Source organism: Sorangium sp. So ce367 (genome assembly GCF_051520455.1).
GTDB lineage: Bacteria > Myxococcota_A > Polyangia > Polyangiales > Polyangiaceae > Sorangium > Sorangium cellulosum_B.
The window spans coordinates 11,159,604-11,175,619 of sequence record NZ_CP150334.1; the positions used below are offsets into that span (position 1 = coordinate 11,159,604).

The 16,016-nt window shown below is 70.6% G+C and carries 11 protein-coding genes and 1 pseudogene; 8 read left to right on the plus strand and 4 right to left on the minus strand.

Going from position 1 to position 16,016, the window contains the following annotated elements; all coding sequences use genetic code 11:
- Window positions 1-469 precede the first annotated feature (469 nt).
- The 6 genes and pseudogenes from WME97_RS42285 (at window position 470) to WME97_RS42310 (ending at window position 9,231) form a co-directional block, all read left to right on the plus strand.
- On the plus strand, window positions 470-1,660 hold the full coding sequence (locus WME97_RS42285; protein WP_437546375.1) for a non-reducing end alpha-L-arabinofuranosidase family hydrolase: 1,191 nt from the start codon (window positions 470-472) through the stop codon (window positions 1,658-1,660).
- Window positions 1,661-1,916: 256 nt separating this feature from the next.
- A pseudogene (locus WME97_RS42290) lies at window positions 1,917-2,039 on the plus strand (Rv2993c-like domain-containing protein); the annotation flags it as partial.
- A gap of 210 nt (window positions 2,040-2,249) precedes the next feature.
- Window positions 2,250-2,627, plus strand: a complete 378-nt coding sequence (locus WME97_RS42295) for an LUD domain-containing protein (protein ID WP_437555599.1) — start codon at window positions 2,250-2,252, stop codon at window positions 2,625-2,627.
- Between the two features lie 244 nt (window positions 2,628-2,871).
- Complete coding sequence (locus WME97_RS42300; RefSeq protein WP_437546377.1) at window positions 2,872-4,182, plus strand: non-reducing end alpha-L-arabinofuranosidase family hydrolase; 1,311 nt, start codon at window positions 2,872-2,874, stop codon at window positions 4,180-4,182.
- A 212-nt stretch (window positions 4,183-4,394) separates the two neighbouring features.
- The gene (locus tag WME97_RS42305) at window positions 4,395-8,246 is read left to right on the plus strand and encodes a serine/threonine-protein kinase (RefSeq protein WP_437546379.1); all 3,852 of its coding nucleotides are present in this window, start codon (window positions 4,395-4,397) and stop codon (window positions 8,244-8,246) included.
- A gap of 139 nt (window positions 8,247-8,385) precedes the next feature.
- Window positions 8,386-9,231, plus strand: a complete 846-nt coding sequence (locus WME97_RS42310; RefSeq protein ID WP_437546381.1) for a hypothetical protein — start codon at window positions 8,386-8,388, stop codon at window positions 9,229-9,231.
- Between the two features lie 11 nt (window positions 9,232-9,242).
- Here the strand turns inward: WME97_RS42310 and WME97_RS42315 are convergent, their stop codons facing one another.
- Window positions 9,243-9,866, minus strand: a complete 624-nt coding sequence (locus WME97_RS42315; RefSeq protein WP_437546383.1) for a hypothetical protein — start codon at window positions 9,864-9,866, stop codon at window positions 9,243-9,245.
- A gap of 108 nt (window positions 9,867-9,974) precedes the next feature.
- On the opposite strand from WME97_RS42315, the gene WME97_RS42320 reads away from it, so the two are divergent.
- Both WME97_RS42320 and WME97_RS42325 read left to right on the plus strand, forming a co-directional pair.
- Window positions 9,975-10,952 (plus strand): DUF4423 domain-containing protein, encoded by a 978-nt coding sequence (locus WME97_RS42320; RefSeq protein ID WP_437546385.1) that lies wholly within the window; start codon window positions 9,975-9,977, stop codon window positions 10,950-10,952.
- Window positions 10,953-11,165: 213 nt separating this feature from the next.
- Window positions 11,166-11,987 carry an SIMPL domain-containing protein gene (locus tag WME97_RS42325; protein ID WP_437546387.1) on the plus strand — a complete coding sequence of 274 codons (822 nt, stop codon included), beginning with the start codon at window positions 11,166-11,168 and terminating at the stop codon, window positions 11,985-11,987.
- 52 nt (window positions 11,988-12,039) lie between these two features.
- On the opposite strand, the gene WME97_RS42330 is transcribed toward WME97_RS42325, so the two are convergent.
- The 3 genes from WME97_RS42330 to WME97_RS42340 form a co-directional block, all read right to left on the minus strand.
- Window positions 12,040-13,077: an alpha/beta hydrolase family esterase gene (locus WME97_RS42330; RefSeq protein ID WP_437546389.1), complete on the minus strand. Its 1,038-nt coding sequence runs from the start codon at window positions 13,075-13,077 to the stop codon at window positions 12,040-12,042.
- Window positions 13,078-13,404: 327 nt separating this feature from the next.
- Window positions 13,405-14,199, minus strand: a complete 795-nt coding sequence (locus WME97_RS42335; RefSeq protein WP_437546391.1) for a hypothetical protein — start codon at window positions 14,197-14,199, stop codon at window positions 13,405-13,407.
- 370 nt (window positions 14,200-14,569) lie between these two features.
- On the minus strand, window positions 14,570-15,955 hold the full coding sequence (locus WME97_RS42340; protein ID WP_437546393.1) for a sigma-54-dependent transcriptional regulator: 1,386 nt from the start codon (window positions 15,953-15,955) through the stop codon (window positions 14,570-14,572).
- Between the last annotated feature and the right edge of the window lie 61 nt (window positions 15,956-16,016).

The following is a 16,016-nucleotide window of genomic DNA, read 5'->3' on the forward strand; positions in this document are numbered from 1 at the left end:
GACATCACCGAAAGAGCAACCACGGAGGATGTGCGCTTCATGCCGTCACGTACAGGCAACGCGTGCGCCGGTGCGGAGATGCACGAGATCTCTGGACCTCGCGCCTGGCGCACAGGCACAGCGGCACAATTCGTCTCGAATTTGTGCCAAAATGCGCCGCGCACACCGTGCTCCGCGCCGGTGTGCGCGAGCCGCCAGGGGGAGGTTCGCGCGCCGGTTTTTGATTGACGCCGGCAATGTGAACGTTCACAATTTGGTCTCTGGGTATCCTTCTGCTTTGCCCTGGGTGGGCCGTCATGCGCCCCGGCTTCTCGTCCTCATGCGCGTTCACCCTGGCGGTCGGGCTCTGAGGAGCTCGCTGGCCCGATTGGGCATCCCTCTGGAGACTAGCATGATCACTCACCTCGATTTGCCCTCCCACGCTCTGGCTCCGTGCCGTTCCCTCCTTCGTCTCTCTGCTCTCGGCTGTGTGCTCGCGGCGCTCGCCGGCTGCAGCAGCGGCACGACCGACGACCAGCCCTCCCCTGATGGGACGGGTGGCTCGGAGAATCCGGTGACGGGCGCCAGCAGCGCCAGCAGCGCCAGCAGTACGACGGGCACCGGCGGGAGCACTGGTACGTCGAGCTCCGTCGGGAGCGGGGGAAGCGGTACGACGGGTACCGGCGGGAGCACGTCGGCCTCGGGGAGCGGCGGCGATCCAGGGGACGGTGGTGGAGGCGCAGGCGGCTCCCCGCCGACCTGCGACTTGCCCACCACGTTCAAGTGGAAGGCGGGGCCTCCGGTGATCAGCCCCAAGCCGCCTGCCGGCCGCAGCTGGGCATCCGTCAAGGACCCGACGATCGTGTTCTTCGAAAACAAGTACCACGTGTTTGCCACCGTGTTCGACACCACGTCGGGCAACGGCGGATGGCAATCCATGTACTCGAACTTCACGGACATCCCTCAGGCGAACGCCGCTGAGCAGCACTACATGGCGAGCTGGCCCACCGGCAGCACGGTCGCGCCCCAGGTCTTCTTTTTCCAGCCGCACAACAAGTGGTACCTCATCTACCAGTGGAACGGCCGGTACTCGACCAACGATGACATCAACAACATGAACGGCTGGAGTCGGCCCAAAGGGCTGCTCCGAGGCGAGCCGAACGGCGCGCTGGACTTCTGGAACATCTGCGACGACAAGAACTGCCACCTCTTCTTCTCGCGGGACGACGGAAAGCTCTACCGCTCCAAGGTCAGCATCGACAAGTTCCCGAATTTCGACGGTTACGAAACCGTCATGTCGGCCCCCAGCGCGAGTCTCCTGTTCGAAGCCAGCAACGTCTACAAGGTGGATGGGTCGAACAAGTACCTGCTCATGGTGGAGGCGTACGACAACAGCCCTCGCTTCTTCAGGTCGTGGACGTCCGAGAGCCTCGACGGCCCCTGGGCTCCCCTGGCGGACACCAAGCAGAACCCTTTCGCCGGCCCTGCCAACGTGACCTACGAAGGCCAGGACTGGAGCGACGACATCAGCCACGGCGAGCTGATCCGCTCCGGGCACGACGAGAAGATGACCATCGACCCGTGCGACCTGCGGTTCCTCTACCAGGGCAGAGATCCGAAAGTCGGGGGTGATTACGGCAAGTTGCCCTACAGGCTCGGGATGTTGACGCTCCAGAAGTAGCTCCGCTCCCCTCCAGGTATCGAGCAGGGGTCTTCGCGCTTCAAGCTCAAGGTCCGCCTCGATCTCGGGGACGACCTGCGGCGTACGGCGCTCGTGCGCGACATGATCGGGCCGGAGCACACGCTGATGATCGACGGCGCGGCGGGCGCTACCTCGCCCCCACGGCGCCAGGCACATCGATCACCATGAAGGCCGACTCACTCGCGGCGCACACGTTCCCCGGCGGGCAGGTCTGGCAGGACCTCTCGGAGCGCTCATGAAAATCATCCGCTACCTGGACACGAACGGACGCGCCCGCTACGCGAGCGAGCAGGGCGATGGCACGGCCCTGCGCATCGAAGGCGACCCCTTCGCTCACTACACGGTCACACAAGAACGTGCGGAGGTCGCGCGCAGGCTCGCCCCGTGCGCGAACGACGTGTCGGCTCGCGACTGGCAGCTCCGGCGCGGCGGCGGGCAACGGCGGCCCCGCCGCGCGGGGCGCCGGGCGGCTCGCGGCCCGCTCCTGGGAGCTCCTCGATTTCGTCAGCCAGCCGACCGTCTGGCGCGCGGCGCTCGCGCCCGGAGGTCGGGTCCAGATCCTGCCGGAATGGCTCGCCCCCCGGCGACGTCGCCCCGGTCGCTCGGCGCGTTCGAGCTGGATTCCACGCTCGCGCGCGCTCGAATCGACGCCGATGACCTCGGCATCACGCGCGCCGCCGACGCGATCGCCGAGACGGGCACCGTCATCCTCGACGACGCGACCACCTCGACGCGCCGCAGCGCGCTCGCCCCCTGGATCCACGTGGCGATCGTTCGCCGCGCCGACATCCACCGTTCGCTCTGCGCCGAAATCTCCGCGCTCGGCGGCGACCCCTACGTGGTCTGGTGTACGGGGCCATCCAAGACGGCCGACGTGGAGGGCATCCTGATTCAGGGCGTGCACGGACCGGGCGAGCCAATCGCCCTGATCGTCGATGCCTGGTAGAGCGACGCCGGGAGCGCGTTCTGAGGAGTTTCCGGCGATCGGCATCGTGGCCGGCGAGTCCCGCGCGCCGGTTTTCAATTGACGCCGTAGATGTGAGCGCTCACAATTTGGCTCGGAGATTCCTCCGCTTTGCCCTCGGTAGGCCGCCATGCGGCACCGGGCCCTTCGTCCTCGTGCGCGTCAACCTTGACAGTCGGGCTCTGAGGAGCTCGCCGCCCGCTCGGGCATCCCTCTGGAGACCAGCATGATCACTCCCTTCGATTTGCACCGTCAGACCCTGACTTCTTCCCGTTCCATCCTTCGCCTCTCTGCCCTCGGCTGTGTGCTCGCCGCGCTCGCCGGTTGCGCCAGCGACACGGGGGACGAGCAGCCGTCCAGTGGTGGTACGGGTGGCTCGGAGAACCCGACGACGAGCGCCGGCAGCACGACAGGCGCGGGCGCGGGCGCGAGCACGAGCACAAGCGGCACGGGTGGATCAGGCCCCGGCACGAGCACGAGCACGAGCAGCGGAAGCGACCCGGGCACGGGCGGCGACCCGACGGGTGGGACCGGGGGGAGCGGCGGCGCTCCGGGGGACGGCGGCGGCGGCGCAGGCGCGGGCGGCTCGCCGCCCGTGACCTGCGACCTGCCCACCACGCTCAAGTGGAAGTCGGGGCCTCCGGTGATCAACCCCAAGTCGACTGCCGGTCGCAACTTCGTCTCCATCAAGGACCCGACGATCGTGTTCCACGACGGCAAGTACCACGTATTTGCCACCGTGTACGACACGGCGGGCAACGGGGGGTGGAGCTCCGTGTACCTGAACTTCACCGACTTCGCTCAGGCGAACTCCGCGACGCAGCAGCACATGGCGAACTGGCCCACCGGCGGCACGGTCGCGCCCCAGGTCTTCTTTTTCCGGCCGCACAACAAGTGGTACCTCATCTACCAGTGGAACGGCCGGTACTCGACCAACGACGACATCAACAACGTCAACGGCTGGAGCCGGCCCCAGCCGCTGCTCAAGGGCGAGCCAGGCCAGATGGGGAACACCCTTGGCGCGCTGGACTTCTGGAACATCTGCGACGACAAGAACTGCCATCTGTTCTTCTCGCGGGACGACGGGAAGCTCTACCGCTCCAAGGTCAGCATCGATAAATTCCCGGCTTTCGATGGGTACGAAACCGTCATGACGGCCCCCACCAACGGGCTCCTGTTCGAGGCCAGCAACGTCTACAAGGTGGATGGCACGAACAAGTACCTGCTCATGGTCGAGGCGTTCGACAACAGCCCTCGCTTCTTCAGGTCGTGGACCTCCGAGAGCCTCGACGGCCCCTGGGCTCCCCTGGCGGACACCAAGCAGAAGCCCTTCGCCGGCCCTGCCAACGTGACGTTCGAAGGCGGAAAGTGGAGCGACGACATCAGCCATGGTGAGATGGTCCGCTCCGGGAGCGACGAGCGAATGACCATCAACGCGTGCAACATGCAATTCCTCTACCAGGGCAGGGATCCGAACGTCGGAGGGGCTTACGAAAGATTGCCGTACAAGCTGGGTCTGATCACGCTCGAGAAGTGACGCCGCGCCCCTCCTCGAGCTCTCGGTAAGGGACGTCCAGGCAGAAGCGCCGATCTCCCGATCGGCGCCTCCCCGGCGAGCCCGGGCCGGCATCGGCCAGGGTCGGAATCGGGGCAAACCATCGATGCGTCCGGGGCGCCGCGCGCGCAGGATCCGCGGCCTGAATCCAGGGGATCGCTGGACGAACGGCATTCTCCGTCTATCCTTGAGCGGTGCGCTCGGGGGAGCTCTTGGGGGGGCGCTTCCGCGTCGAAGCGCTCGCGGAGAGCGGAGGCATGGGCGCGGTCTACCGCGCCTGGGACGTCACCACCGGAAGGCGGGTCGCCGCCAAGGTGCTGCACGATCCGTCGCCGCACCACCTCGCGCGCTTCGCGCGGGAGGCCGAGCTCCTCGCCCGCCTCGCACACCCCGGGATCGTCCGGTACGTCGCCTACAGCGCCGCGCGCGACAGCACGCCCTTCCTGGTCATGGAATGGCTGGAGGGAGAGGACCTCTCCCGGCTCCTCTCGCGCCGGCGGCTCTCGGTCGCCGAGACCGTGGAGCTCGGGGCGCGCGTCGCCGCGGCCCTGGGCGCCGCCCACGCGCTGGGGATCGTCCACCGCGATCTCAAGCCGGCCAACATCTTCCTCGTCGGCGGGCGGGTCGACGAGCCCAGGCTCCTCGATTTCGGGGTCGCCCGCCTCCCGGACCTGGCGCCGATCACCGGCGCCGGGGTGCTGGTCGGCACGCCCGACTACATGGCCCCGGAGCAGGCGCGCAGCGGCGATGAGGTCGGCGCGCCCGCCGACATCTTCTCGCTCGGCTGCGTGCTCTTCCAGTGCGTCACCGGCGCGGCGCCGTTTCAGGCCGATCACCTGGTCGCCCTGCTCGCCAGGATCATCTTCGATGATCCGCCGCGCCTGTCCGAGCGCTGCCTCGGCGCGCCCCCGTGGCTCGACGCGCTCGTCTCGCAGATGCTCGAGAAGGATCCGGCGCGGCGCCCGCGTGACGGGGCCGCGGCCCACGCCGCGCTCGCGGCGCAGGAGGTCCACGGCGGGTCGATCTCGGGACCGACGAGCTCCGCCCTCACCAGCAGCGAGCGCCGCTTCCACGGCGTCGCGGTGATCGGCCGCGCGTCAGCGTCCGCGCTGGACGCCACCCTCTCGCTCTGCGAGGCGAACGCGGACGCCGGCGCGCTCCGGGAGGTCGCCGCCCGCTTCGAGGGGCGCCTGGAGCTGCTCGCCGACGGTACGGCGGTGCTCATCGTCGGCCGCCCGCACGTGCCCACCGACGTCGCCGCGCAGCTCGCGCGCTGCGCGCTGGCGCTGCGGGAGCGCGTCCCCGATCGCCCGATCGCGATCACGGTCGGCTGGGGTGAGCTCGGGCGCGGCCTGCCGGTCGGCGACGCCATCCAGCGCGCGGCGGGGCTGCTCCGGAGCGCGGGCCGCGCGGGCGCGCCGCAGATCCTCCTCGACAAGACCACCGCCGGGCTGCTCGAGGCCCGCTTCGAGGCCGCGATCACCGCGTCCGGCGCCGTCGAGCTGCGCGGCGAGCGCAGCGCCGCCGAGCCGTGGCGCCCGCTCCTCGGCAGGCCCACGCCCTGCGTCGGCCGCGATCACGAGCTCCGCCTGCTGGAGCAGACCTTCGCCGCCTGCGCCGGCGAGCCCGCCGCCCGGGCGGTGCTCGTCATCGGCGCCGCGGGCATGGGCAAGTCCCGCCTGCTCCAGGAGCACCTCGCGGCCCTCCGGCGCGCCGGCGCGCCCGCGGAGATCTGGGCGGGGCTCGGGGATCCGCTGCGCGCGGGATCCATCGGCGGCCTGCTCGCGGAGGTGATCCGGGGCGCGGCGGGGATCCAGGGCGGCGAGCCCATCGAGGAGCGGCGCGCGCTCCTCCGGGCCCGCGTCGCCCGCCGCGCGCCCGAGGCGGAGCGGCGCCGGATCGAGGAGTTCCTCGGAGAGCTCGCCGGCGTCCCCTTCCCCGACGAGGACAGCCTCCCGCTCCGCGCCGCCCGGCAGGATCCCGAGCTGCTCGGCGAGCAGATGCAGCGCGCGCTGCGCGATTTTCTGCGCGCCGAGTGCGCGGCCCAGCCGGTGGTGCTCGCGCTGGAGGACGTGCACTGGGCCGATCGCGCCTCGGTCGCGGCCATCGACGCGGCGCTGCGCGAGCTCGCGGACCAGCCGCTCGTCGTGCTCGCCACGGCGCGCCCCGAGATCAAGCAAACCTACCCCGATCTCTGGGGCGAACGCGGGCGGCAGGAGCTCTGGCTCAGGCAGCTCTCGCCGAGGGCGTGCGCGCAGCTCACGCGGGAGGCGCTGGGCGGCGCGGCCGACGGGGCGCTCGTCGATCGTCTGGTCACCCAGTCCGAGGGCCAGCCCTTCTTCCTCGAGGAGCTGATCCGCGCGACGGCGGAGGGCCGGGGCGAAGCGCTGCCCGACACCGTGGTGGCGATGGTGCAGGTCCGGCTGGAGGCGCTCCCGCCGCCTGCGCGCCGGATCCTGCGCGCCGCCAGCGTGCTCGGCGAGGTGTTCTGGCGAGGCGCCGTCGCCCACCTGCTCGGCGGCGACGCCGCGCTGCTCGCGGATCACCTCGCCGCGCTCGTCACCGGGGAGCTCTGCGTCCGCCGCCGCGAGAGCCGCTTCCCCGGCGAGGAGGAGTACTGCTTCCGCCAGGCGCTCCTGCGCGAGGGCGCTTACGCGCAGCTCACCGAGGACGATCGAGCGCTCGGCCACCGCCTCGCCGCCGAGTGGCTCGGGGGCGCGGGCGAGGCCGATCCGCTGGTGCTCGCGGCGCACTGCGAGCGCGGCGGCCTGACCGCCCGGGCGGCGTCGCTGCTCGTCCGCGGCGCCGAGCTCGCGGCCGCGCGCCGGGCCTACCTCGACGCCGAGGGCTGCTACGGGCGCGCCGAGGCGCTGGTCGGCGCGCTGCTCCCTGCGGCGCGCCACGCGCGGGGCCTCGCTCGCTTCCGGCTCGGGCGCCACACCGAGGCCCTCGCCGACCTCGCCGCGGCGCGCGAGGAGGCGGCCGAGGCGTCGGAGCCAGGGGCGGAGATCGAGCTCCTCCTCGATGAGGCCATGATCCTCGACTGGACAGGCGAGTACCGGGCCGCGAGCGAGCGGGTCGAGGCCGCCGAGCGCCTCGCCGACTGGGTGGACTCCCCCCTGCTCGGCGCCCGCCTGCTCCTCGGCATGGGCCGCTCGCTCCACCGGGACGACCGCGAGGACGAGGCCGCCATGGTGCTGTCGCGCGCCGCGGAGCAAGCCGCGCGGCTCGGGGACGAGGGCTACGAGACACACATCATCGCCCGGCTGATGCTCGGCTTCGTCCTGGCCAGCCTCGGCCGGGTCGACGAGGCGGCGCGGGACCTCGACGCGGTGATCCGGAGCTGCGAGGAGCGCAGCGATCTCATGCACCTCGGCGCAGCGCTGAACAACCGCGCGCTCGCGCGGGCCCTCCAGGGCGACCGCGCCGGGATGATCGCCGACCTCGAGCGCACCCTCGCGCTCGGACGCGACCTCGGCCAGCCCGCGTTCGAGCTCGTCGGCCGCTACAACCTCGCCGAGTACCTGTATCTGATGGACGATCTCGAGGCCGCGGCGCCCCACGCGCGCGCCGTCCAGGCGATGGGGCCGCGCTGCGACGAGCACCACGCGCCGATGGCCGTGGCGCTCCTGACCGCGCGCCTGCGCCTCTACCAGGGCGACGAGGCGGGCGCCCGCGGGATCGCCCTGCGGCTGCGCGCGGCGCAGGAGCAAGCCGGCGGCGACGCGCTGAAGCCCTCGGAGGACGTGCTCTGCGCGATGATCGAGCTCGCGACGCGCGACGACGACGGCGCCGCGTGGGCCGCGCTCGAGGAGCGCTCCGCGCGCTGCTCGGTGGGGCAGGAGCGGATCGAGGTGCTCGAGGCGCGGGCCCTCGCCGCCTTCCGTCGCGGCCGGTACGTCGATGCCCGGCTGCAGATCGAGCGCGCCCTCGCGGCCGCCTCCACCACGCCGACCGTCATGGGCAGTCGCCTCCGTCGCTGGCACACGGAGCTGACGGCGCTGTCAGCATCGGACGCCCCGGACACCCACCCTCGTCGCCGCTGAATCACCTTGCACGAGCGTGATAATGCGAAAAGATAGAATATTGAACCCATAGTCAACCTATGGGCGATGCTGGTGAGCCCGCGCTCGCGCGCCGCGCGCAGGGAGCCGCCGGGTATGCGCCAGAAATGGGGGGGAACCCATGTCGCTCAAGGAGACATTCATCGTGCTTGTCTGGGCCGGGGTGCTGTCGGGCTGCGCCGCGGAGGTGGGGGACACCGAGGCGCTGGAGGAGCTCGTGGGGGAATCCCAGGGCGCCCTTCTCGGCGGCAACGCGCTCAGCGCGAACGCCCTGAACCTCAACGCATTGAACCTCAACGCATTGAACCTCAACGCACTGAACCTCAACGGTCTCAGCGCGCAAAACCTCGCCGCGATCCGGGATCCGGGTCCGAGCGGGGCGCTGGCGCGCGAGTTCATGCGTTATGCGACGAGCTGCGCCTTGAACAGCACGGCGTACTTCGCCTTCTCGTGGACGGACTCCGGCGGCACCATCCACAACGAGCGCTACCCCGGGCTGCTCGGCGCCGCGCCGACCTGGGCGACAGGGCCGCTCGACGAGCTCGGGCAGCGCATGGTCTCCAGCTGCGTGGCGGCGCGCGTGAACTACTATCAAGTACCGGTGCTCCTCTCCGCCCGCTCGCTGCGGGAGCCGCTGAAGACGCTCTCCTCGAGCCAGGAGCTCATCGATTATCCGGACGTCGAGGGGGCCTTCTGGGGCAACCTGTTCGCGGCGCAGCCCTACGTCAACGCTTGCTACAACAGCGCGACGGTCGCCAACTCGCGCGCCTACCAGCGCGACTGCGCCGCGGGCCACCTGCTGTCCGACGGCCAGATCGTGGGGTGCGGGGTGATCCGCATGGTCGGACCCTGCAGCGGGGTCTGCCAGAGCCTCAACGGGGCCGGTCAGTACTACCCGTCGTGTGTCGACCGCCCCGGCCAGAGCACAGCGACCATCAAGGAGGTGATCACCACCGCCTTGCCCTGACCGGCGCGCCGTCAAAAGGCGCCGACCTCGCCGAGCAGCGTCCCGTTCTCGATCAGGTCCACATGGCCCCGAGGGGTCGACTCGCCCGCCGCCCAGCGCGATTCGACGGAGAGCTCGAATGCGCCGCCGCACCCGGCGCAGCTGTCCCCCGATCCGCGGCCGGCGTACACGTCCGGGAACGGGTTCTCGTCGAAGAGGAAGGACAGGCGAAGGTCCGCGGCCCCGTCGTCGCCCCGGTAGAGCGCCCCGCGCTGCTCGTGGTGGAGGATGCCGTCGCTGCTCGATAGATTCCCGAGCACGAGGATCTGCAGATACGCGTCGGAGCACTCCCTGCTGCGGTCGATGTACGCCACGACCGGTGAGCTCTCGGTGTCGGCGGCGAGGGACCAGCTCACGGCGCTCGTCGTCCCGTTGGCCCATGTCACGTCGAAGCTTCCGGCCCCCCCGGTCGCGTCGATGGCCTCCTGGCCGCTCACGCCAAGGGGCGTCGGGTCCGAGAGGGCATGCTCCACGGCCTGACCCGTTGACTGCGGGAGGAAGTCGCAGGGATCGGCGGCGACCTCCCCCGTCTGTCCCCCGCGCGTGCACCCGATGAGCAGCCCCGCCACGAGCCAGCAAGCAAGCCGTACGTTCATCGCAGCCTCCATCGACATCCACTTGCCGCAGCGCAGGAGCCCCCGCAAGCGCCTCGTAGCGCAGTTACGCATTATCTATCGCTCCGATGTGCTATGTTCGATGCATAGATGCGATACAAACCATCGCAATACGCTGAAATAGCGAGGGATTTCTGCCGGGCGCTCCGCGGCCGGCGCTCGCAGCGGCAGCTGAGCGTCCGGCTCGGCTACGGAACGAACGTCGCCTTCGGCTGGGAGTCCGGGCGGCGCTTTCCCACGTTCCCCACGGTGCTGCGCGTCGCGGCGTACAACGGCGTTGACGTCCACCGTGTGCTCTCGGACTTCGTGCGCCAGGAGTCGGCCTTCGGCGCGGGCGTCGCCGTCTCCGACCCGGCCCTCACGGCCACCCTCCTTCAGGTCGTCAAGGGCGGGCTGAGCAACGCCGAGATCGGCGCTCGCATCGGGCGCAGCGCGTCCCAGGTGTCGCGCTTCATCGCGGGCACCTCCCAGCCGCGGCTGCCCGACGTGCTGGCCCTCGTCGACGCGACGACCGACCGGCTCCTCGACTTCCTCGCGCTCTTCGTCCCTCCGGGACAGCTGCCCTCGGTGGCGCGCGACTTCGGTGTGCTCGAGGAGCGCCGGCGGATAGCGACGGAGCTCCCGTGGTCTCACGCGGTCCTGCGCGTCCTCGAGCTCGCGGGCTACGCGGCCCTCCCCTGCCATGACGACGCGTGGGTCGCCGCTCGCCTCGCGCTCCCGCGCGACGAGGTGCGCGCGTGCCTCGAGGCCCTGTCGCGGGCAGGCCTGATCCGATGGCGCGGCGGGCGGTACGCCGCCACGGCCGAGACGGTCGACATGACCCGCGGCGCGGCCGAGCCGCGACAGCGATTGAAAGCGCACTGGCTCGACGTCGCCGCGGACCGGCAGCGCCGCGGCGATCCTGGGCTGTACTCCTACAACCTCGTCAGCGTCGCGCGCGGCGACCTCGCGCGGCTGCGGGCCTTGCACGTGCGGTATTTCCACGAGCTCCGGCAGATCGTGTCGGATTCGCGCGAGCCCGATTGCGTCGCGCTGGTCGCGATGCAGCTCTTCGAGCTGGGCGCGTGAGGCGCGAGCCGGGCAGAGAAGGAGGTCCTGTCAACCCGGGGCAGGCCCGCAGCTGGGCATGCGGGCGCCTCGCGGGCAGAGGCCGTACTTCACCGACGCGAAGGCCCCTTGAGCCCGCCCCTCGCGGTCGAGCCGCCTCCGCCCTAGATTCGGTGCGCTGACGGCCAATTCGACTGCCAGGGCAGCCGATCCGCTCGAAGGAGGAGAATCGCGATGCGTCGTACTATGCCGACCCTCACGGGAAGCCTGATCGCAGGGCTCGCGCTCGGCGTCATGACCTGCATTTCGTCGACCGCGCTGGCCGGACGCCCCGTCGCCCAGGCCCTCGCGGCGGATCGCCTCGCAGCCAAGGAGCCCGGCGCCACGGCGGAGAATGACGAGAACCGGACCATCACGATCGGCGGCATCGGCGAGGTCGTGAGGCCTGCGGACTCGATGCGCACGAGCATCGGCGTGGAGGTGCGCGAAAAGACGCTCGGGGCCGCGCGCGACAAGGCCGCTGGCAGGTCGCAGGCCGTGCTCGCCGCCCTGCGTGGCCTCGCCATCCCGGGGCTGGAGATCCGCACTGTCGATATCTCGCTCTCGCCGATCCGGGAGTCGCACGTGCCGCACGAGGAGATCACCGAGCCCAGGATCATCGGCTATTCGGCTTCCAGCCAGCTCTCCGTCGCGCTGCGGGGCGCGTCGCCGGCCGAGCTCCAGGCCGCGGGCTCGAGGATCCTCCAGGCCGCGCTCGCCTCGGGCGCCAACGACGTCGGCGGGCTCGAGTTCTTCTTGAGCGACCGCACCGACGCGCGCCGCAGCGCCCTCGCGGCCGCCGTGCAGGACGCGCAGGCGAACGCCAAGGCGGTGGCCAAGGCGGCGAACGTCAGGATCGTCGACCTGCGGTCGATCTCGGTCGTTCAGCAGGAGCGCTCTGCATTTGCGCAGCAGATGAAGGGGCTCGGCGGCGCGGACGGCTTTTCCGTCGAGCCCGGCAGTATCCGTGTCACGTCCGCGGTGACGGTCCGCGTGACGTTTGCACCGAGCCCGTGAGCTCAGGGAGGCGGCCCGCAGGCGGCGCTCGCAAACGCAGCTCGGGGCGTCCTCACGGCATGCCCGTGAAGAAGTCGTACATCGCCTTGATGGCAAAACACGGCACGCCGTGGCTCGTGTTGCTGTACGAGGGATCGTCGTGGGAGCACCAGATCGTGGGCTCCGAACAGCCGCTGTAGGAGATGCAGCCGGGGTTCACCGTCTTGCCGCTGCTCTGGCAGCCCATCACCTGGGAATACGGCGTCGAGCTCATCTCGCACCCGTTGGCGGTGCGGAACCTCGCGACCGTGCTCGCCCCGTCTCCCCCGCGGACCGTGTCGTTCTGGCCCTGGATGTACATCACGGGCGTGGGCACCTGCAGCGCGCCGTAATCGGAGGCCGCGACGGGCGCGACCGCCTTGAAGTTCAAGTGCTCGGCGTCGGACTTGTGCGCCAAGATCTGCACGATCATCTGCGCGCCGGAGCTGTGGCCGGTGGCGAACACGCGGTCCATGTCGATGCAGTAGCTGTCCATGAGGTCGTCGTAGATCCGCAGGACCTTGGCGATGTCGCTGTTGTAGTTCCAGCATCCACCCCCGTCCGACGACCTCCCCACGGCGCGCACGTACTCCGTCTCGAAGGCCGACCCTCGCGTGAGGTTGATGAACTGGTCGATCGGGTTGCCGCAGGCGTGGAAGCCCATCAAGAGGGGGAGAGGGGTCTTGCCATCGTAGCTGTCCGGGAACGTGTAGATGTGATCGCCGTCGACCGTCACCTTCCCGCCCTCGGGCCGCCCCGACTTGCCGCAGCCTCGGCTCGGGTTGCCCGCCGGTGATTCCGTGCCGCCGGTCCCCATGCCACCGGCCCCGGCCTGCGGTCCGCCCCCGGTCGAGCCACCTGTCGTGCTGCTGCTGGAGGAGCTGGCGTCATTGCTCGTTCCCCCTGTGGAGGTGGTCTCCCCGCTGCTCGCAGACGTCTGGGCCCCGCCTGCGCCGCCCGTGGCTTGATCGGCTCCGCCGCCTCCCGTGCCGGGCGAGCCTGTCTCTGACGAGCAAGCGAGGACCATCAAGGCGACGACAGGAAAGGAGGAATAAGCAGCTAATCTCGGCATCGTCTAGACCCTCTCGTGATCGCCCGATTCGTCTCTCCGCGCTCGCCGCGTGCCGATCCCGCGATGATCTCGGGCGAGGATGCGACTCACCTGGAGGCACCAGCCCGACCGTCACGGCGGACACGCAGGAGTGACGAAAGGCCCGGTGCGCACGGCACGCCTGTCCGTGGCAAAGCGGAAGAAGGATCGACGAGTCGACTGTGAGCGTTCACATGAACGGCGTCAATCAAATTGGACCGGCGCGACGCGCACCTTGATCCCGGCGGGTGCGCGGCGGCAGCCGCGGCACCCACGTGAGCTGTCATCGGAGCTTGGCTCGCGGTTGGGTCAGTTGGCGATGAACGCGCAGCACCCGGCGACACAGATGTAGCCATCGGTGCAGCCGTCGCTGCAAGGATCCGCGCACGTCGAAGCCGACCCGCCTTCGCCACCGCCGGGGTCGGAGCTGCCGCCGGGGTCGGAGCCGCCGCCGCCATCGGTCTCGCCCGTGCTTCCGTCATCGGGGCAATCGTGCCCGCCGTCGTCGCTGCCGCCAGGATCGCCGGAGCTGCTGCTATCCCCGGGGTCGCCGGAGGTGCTGCCGGAGCCGCCGCCAGGACCATGGTGACAGTGGGAGGGACCGAGGCGACCCTCGTTGAACGTCGTGAGCGTCTCCGAGAGCGAGACAGCCTCGCTGGCCGCGCTGCCTCCCATCACGCCATAGGGGAGCCGGCCATCGGCGTCCTTGTTGTCCTCGTCGGCCATCCACGCCTCGGCTTCCGCAAGCGCCCCGTCCAGGGCCTCGTCGTTCGCGCCGCTCTCCACGTTGAGCCGCGCGGCGACCAGCTGGTGGACCAGGATCAGGCTCTTGTCGCCACCCGGCGCCGTGGCGAACAGATCGAGCAGCTCCTCCTGGGAGTACGTCACGCCGCCGATGGTGAGCGACGACACCGGCCAGCTCTCCTCGTGGTTCTTCCAGTAGCCCTGGGTGAGCGTACAGCCGTCCCCCTCGGACCCGGACGGAGTCCCGACCACGTTGCCTCTCCCCTCGCCCAGGCCGTCCGGGTCGCCGTTCCCACAGGCGACGAGAGCGGAGCCCACCAGCGACAGACACCCCACGAGCACGAACCTGCCAAGCGTCATGATTCCTCCTGAAGTTGCGCATCGCGCGATGGGCGCTCCTCGCGAGGAGCGAGCGACATCCCGCGTGTCAGGCGGCGGGCATCGCGCCGGATCGGGGCGCACAGGCGACCCCGAGCCGGCGGGACCATGTTCTCGATCCACCCGCCCCAGCTGCAGCTCACGAGGAGCCGCGCTCTCGGTTCCTTCAGTGCCGGCCTGCGCTCGCCGCGGCTCATGTTTTTGTGGGTGCTTTCCGATTCCGTGTCGTTCTCGATCGATTGAATTTTTCCTTCACCAACACATGAGTAACCGAGATCACTTCAGGCCGCGAGATCCCGTGTCATTCTTGCTCGATCAAAATCTTCCTTCATGAGCACACGAGCGACCGAGATCACTTCAGCCCGTGACGATCCATCTTGTTGAGCAGCCCCTGCCGCGACAGCCCGAGCCGCGCTGCTGCCTGGCTCCTGTTGCCCTGCGTCGCCCGGAGCGCGGCGGCGATCTCGCGCCGCTCCAGCGCCGCGATCTTCTCTTCCAGCGTCGCCCCCTCGGCCGGCTCGTCGCCTGCCGGCGCCGCGGGCGCGCTGCCTCGCCGCGCCGGCGAGAGGTCCTCCTCGAGGATCTCTCCCCTGCCCCCGGCCATCACGAGTGCGCGCTGCATCTCGTGCCGGAGCTCTCGCAGGTTGCCGGGCCAGTCGCAGGCCTCGAGCCGGCGCATCGCGCCGGGCGAGATCGCGGTCACCGGCGAGCGCGGCACGAGGGCCCGCGACAGGTTCAGGAAGTGCTGCGCGAGGAGCGGCAGATCGCCCACGCGATCCGCGAGCCGCGGCAAGGCGATCTCGATCCCGCGCACGCGCCAGTAGAGGTCGTCGCGAAAGGTCCTGTCCGCCACCATCGACTCGAGCGCTCTGTGGGTGGCCGACACGACACGGACGTCCACGGTCAGCGGGCGCGCCGCGCCCACCGGCAGGATCTCGCCCGTCTCGAGCACGCGCAAGAGCTTCACTTGCAGCGCCGGCTCCATGTCGCCGATCTCGTCGAGGAACAGGGTCCCTCCGTCCGCCTCGACGAACAGGCCGGGAGCGTCCTTGATCGCGCTCGTGAAGGCGCCTTTCCGGTGGCCGAACAGCGTCGATTCGAGGAGCGTCGGCGCGAGCGCGCCGCAGTTGACCGCGATAAAGGCCTTGTCCTTCCGGCGACTCCTTGCGTGCAGGTAGCGGGCGAACACCTCCTTGCCCGTGCCCGAGTCGCCGGTGATGAGCACCGGCACGTCGGTCGGCGCCGCGCGCTCGCACAGCGTCCTCGCCTCGAGGAAGGCCGGCGACTGACCGAGCATCGCCGAGGCGTCGCCCTCGCGGGCGGCGAGCGAGCGCTCGAGCTCCGCGACCCGATCTTCCAGCGCGAGGCGCGCGGCCGCGCGGGCCACCACGGAGAGCAGCACGTCGGGGTCGACGGGCTTGGCCAGGAAGTCGTACGCGCCGCGCTCGACGAGGCGCAAGGCGAGCGGGGTCTCACCCGCGCCCGAGACGACGATCACCTTGGCCGCGGGCCGCTCGGCGAGGAGCCTGTCCGCGAGCGCCGCGCCCTCCTCGGCGCGGCCCGTCGGCGGGAGCATCAGGTCGAGCACGACGAGGCGCGCGCTGGTGCGGCGGAGCTCCGAGAGCGCCTTCGGGGCGGCCCCGGCCTCGGCGACGGCGTACCCCTCCAGCGCGAGCAGCTCGCGGTAGGCGTCGCGGAACCCCGGATCGTCGTCGATGAGCAGGACGGTCTCGGTCACGGGTGACCGTACCGCGTTGCCAGGGCGCGGATCCAGGGGTGCGCGGGGTGGGGGCGCGGCG

Excerpts from the sequence above, each read along its gene's own strand:
- WME97_RS42295 (WP_437555599.1), top strand. The coding sequence starts at position 2,250 with ATGGCTCGCCCCCCGGCGACGTCGCCCCGGTCGCTCGGCGCGTTCGAG.
- WME97_RS42300 (WP_437546377.1), top strand. The coding sequence starts at position 2,872 with ATGATCACTCCCTTCGATTTGCACCGTCAGACCCTGACTTCTTCCCGT.
- WME97_RS42310 (WP_437546381.1), top strand. The coding sequence starts at position 8,386 with ATGTCGCTCAAGGAGACATTCATCGTGCTTGTCTGGGCCGGGGTGCTG.
- WME97_RS42315 (WP_437546383.1), bottom strand. The coding sequence starts at position 9,866 with ATGAACGTACGGCTTGCTTGCTGGCTCGTGGCGGGGCTGCTCATCGGG.
- WME97_RS42320 (WP_437546385.1), top strand. The coding sequence starts at position 9,975 with ATGCGATACAAACCATCGCAATACGCTGAAATAGCGAGGGATTTCTGC.
- WME97_RS42325 (WP_437546387.1), top strand. The coding sequence starts at position 11,166 with ATGCGTCGTACTATGCCGACCCTCACGGGAAGCCTGATCGCAGGGCTC.
- WME97_RS42330 (WP_437546389.1), bottom strand. The coding sequence starts at position 13,077 with ATGCCGAGATTAGCTGCTTATTCCTCCTTTCCTGTCGTCGCCTTGATG.
- WME97_RS42335 (WP_437546391.1), bottom strand. The coding sequence starts at position 14,199 with ATGACGCTTGGCAGGTTCGTGCTCGTGGGGTGTCTGTCGCTGGTGGGC.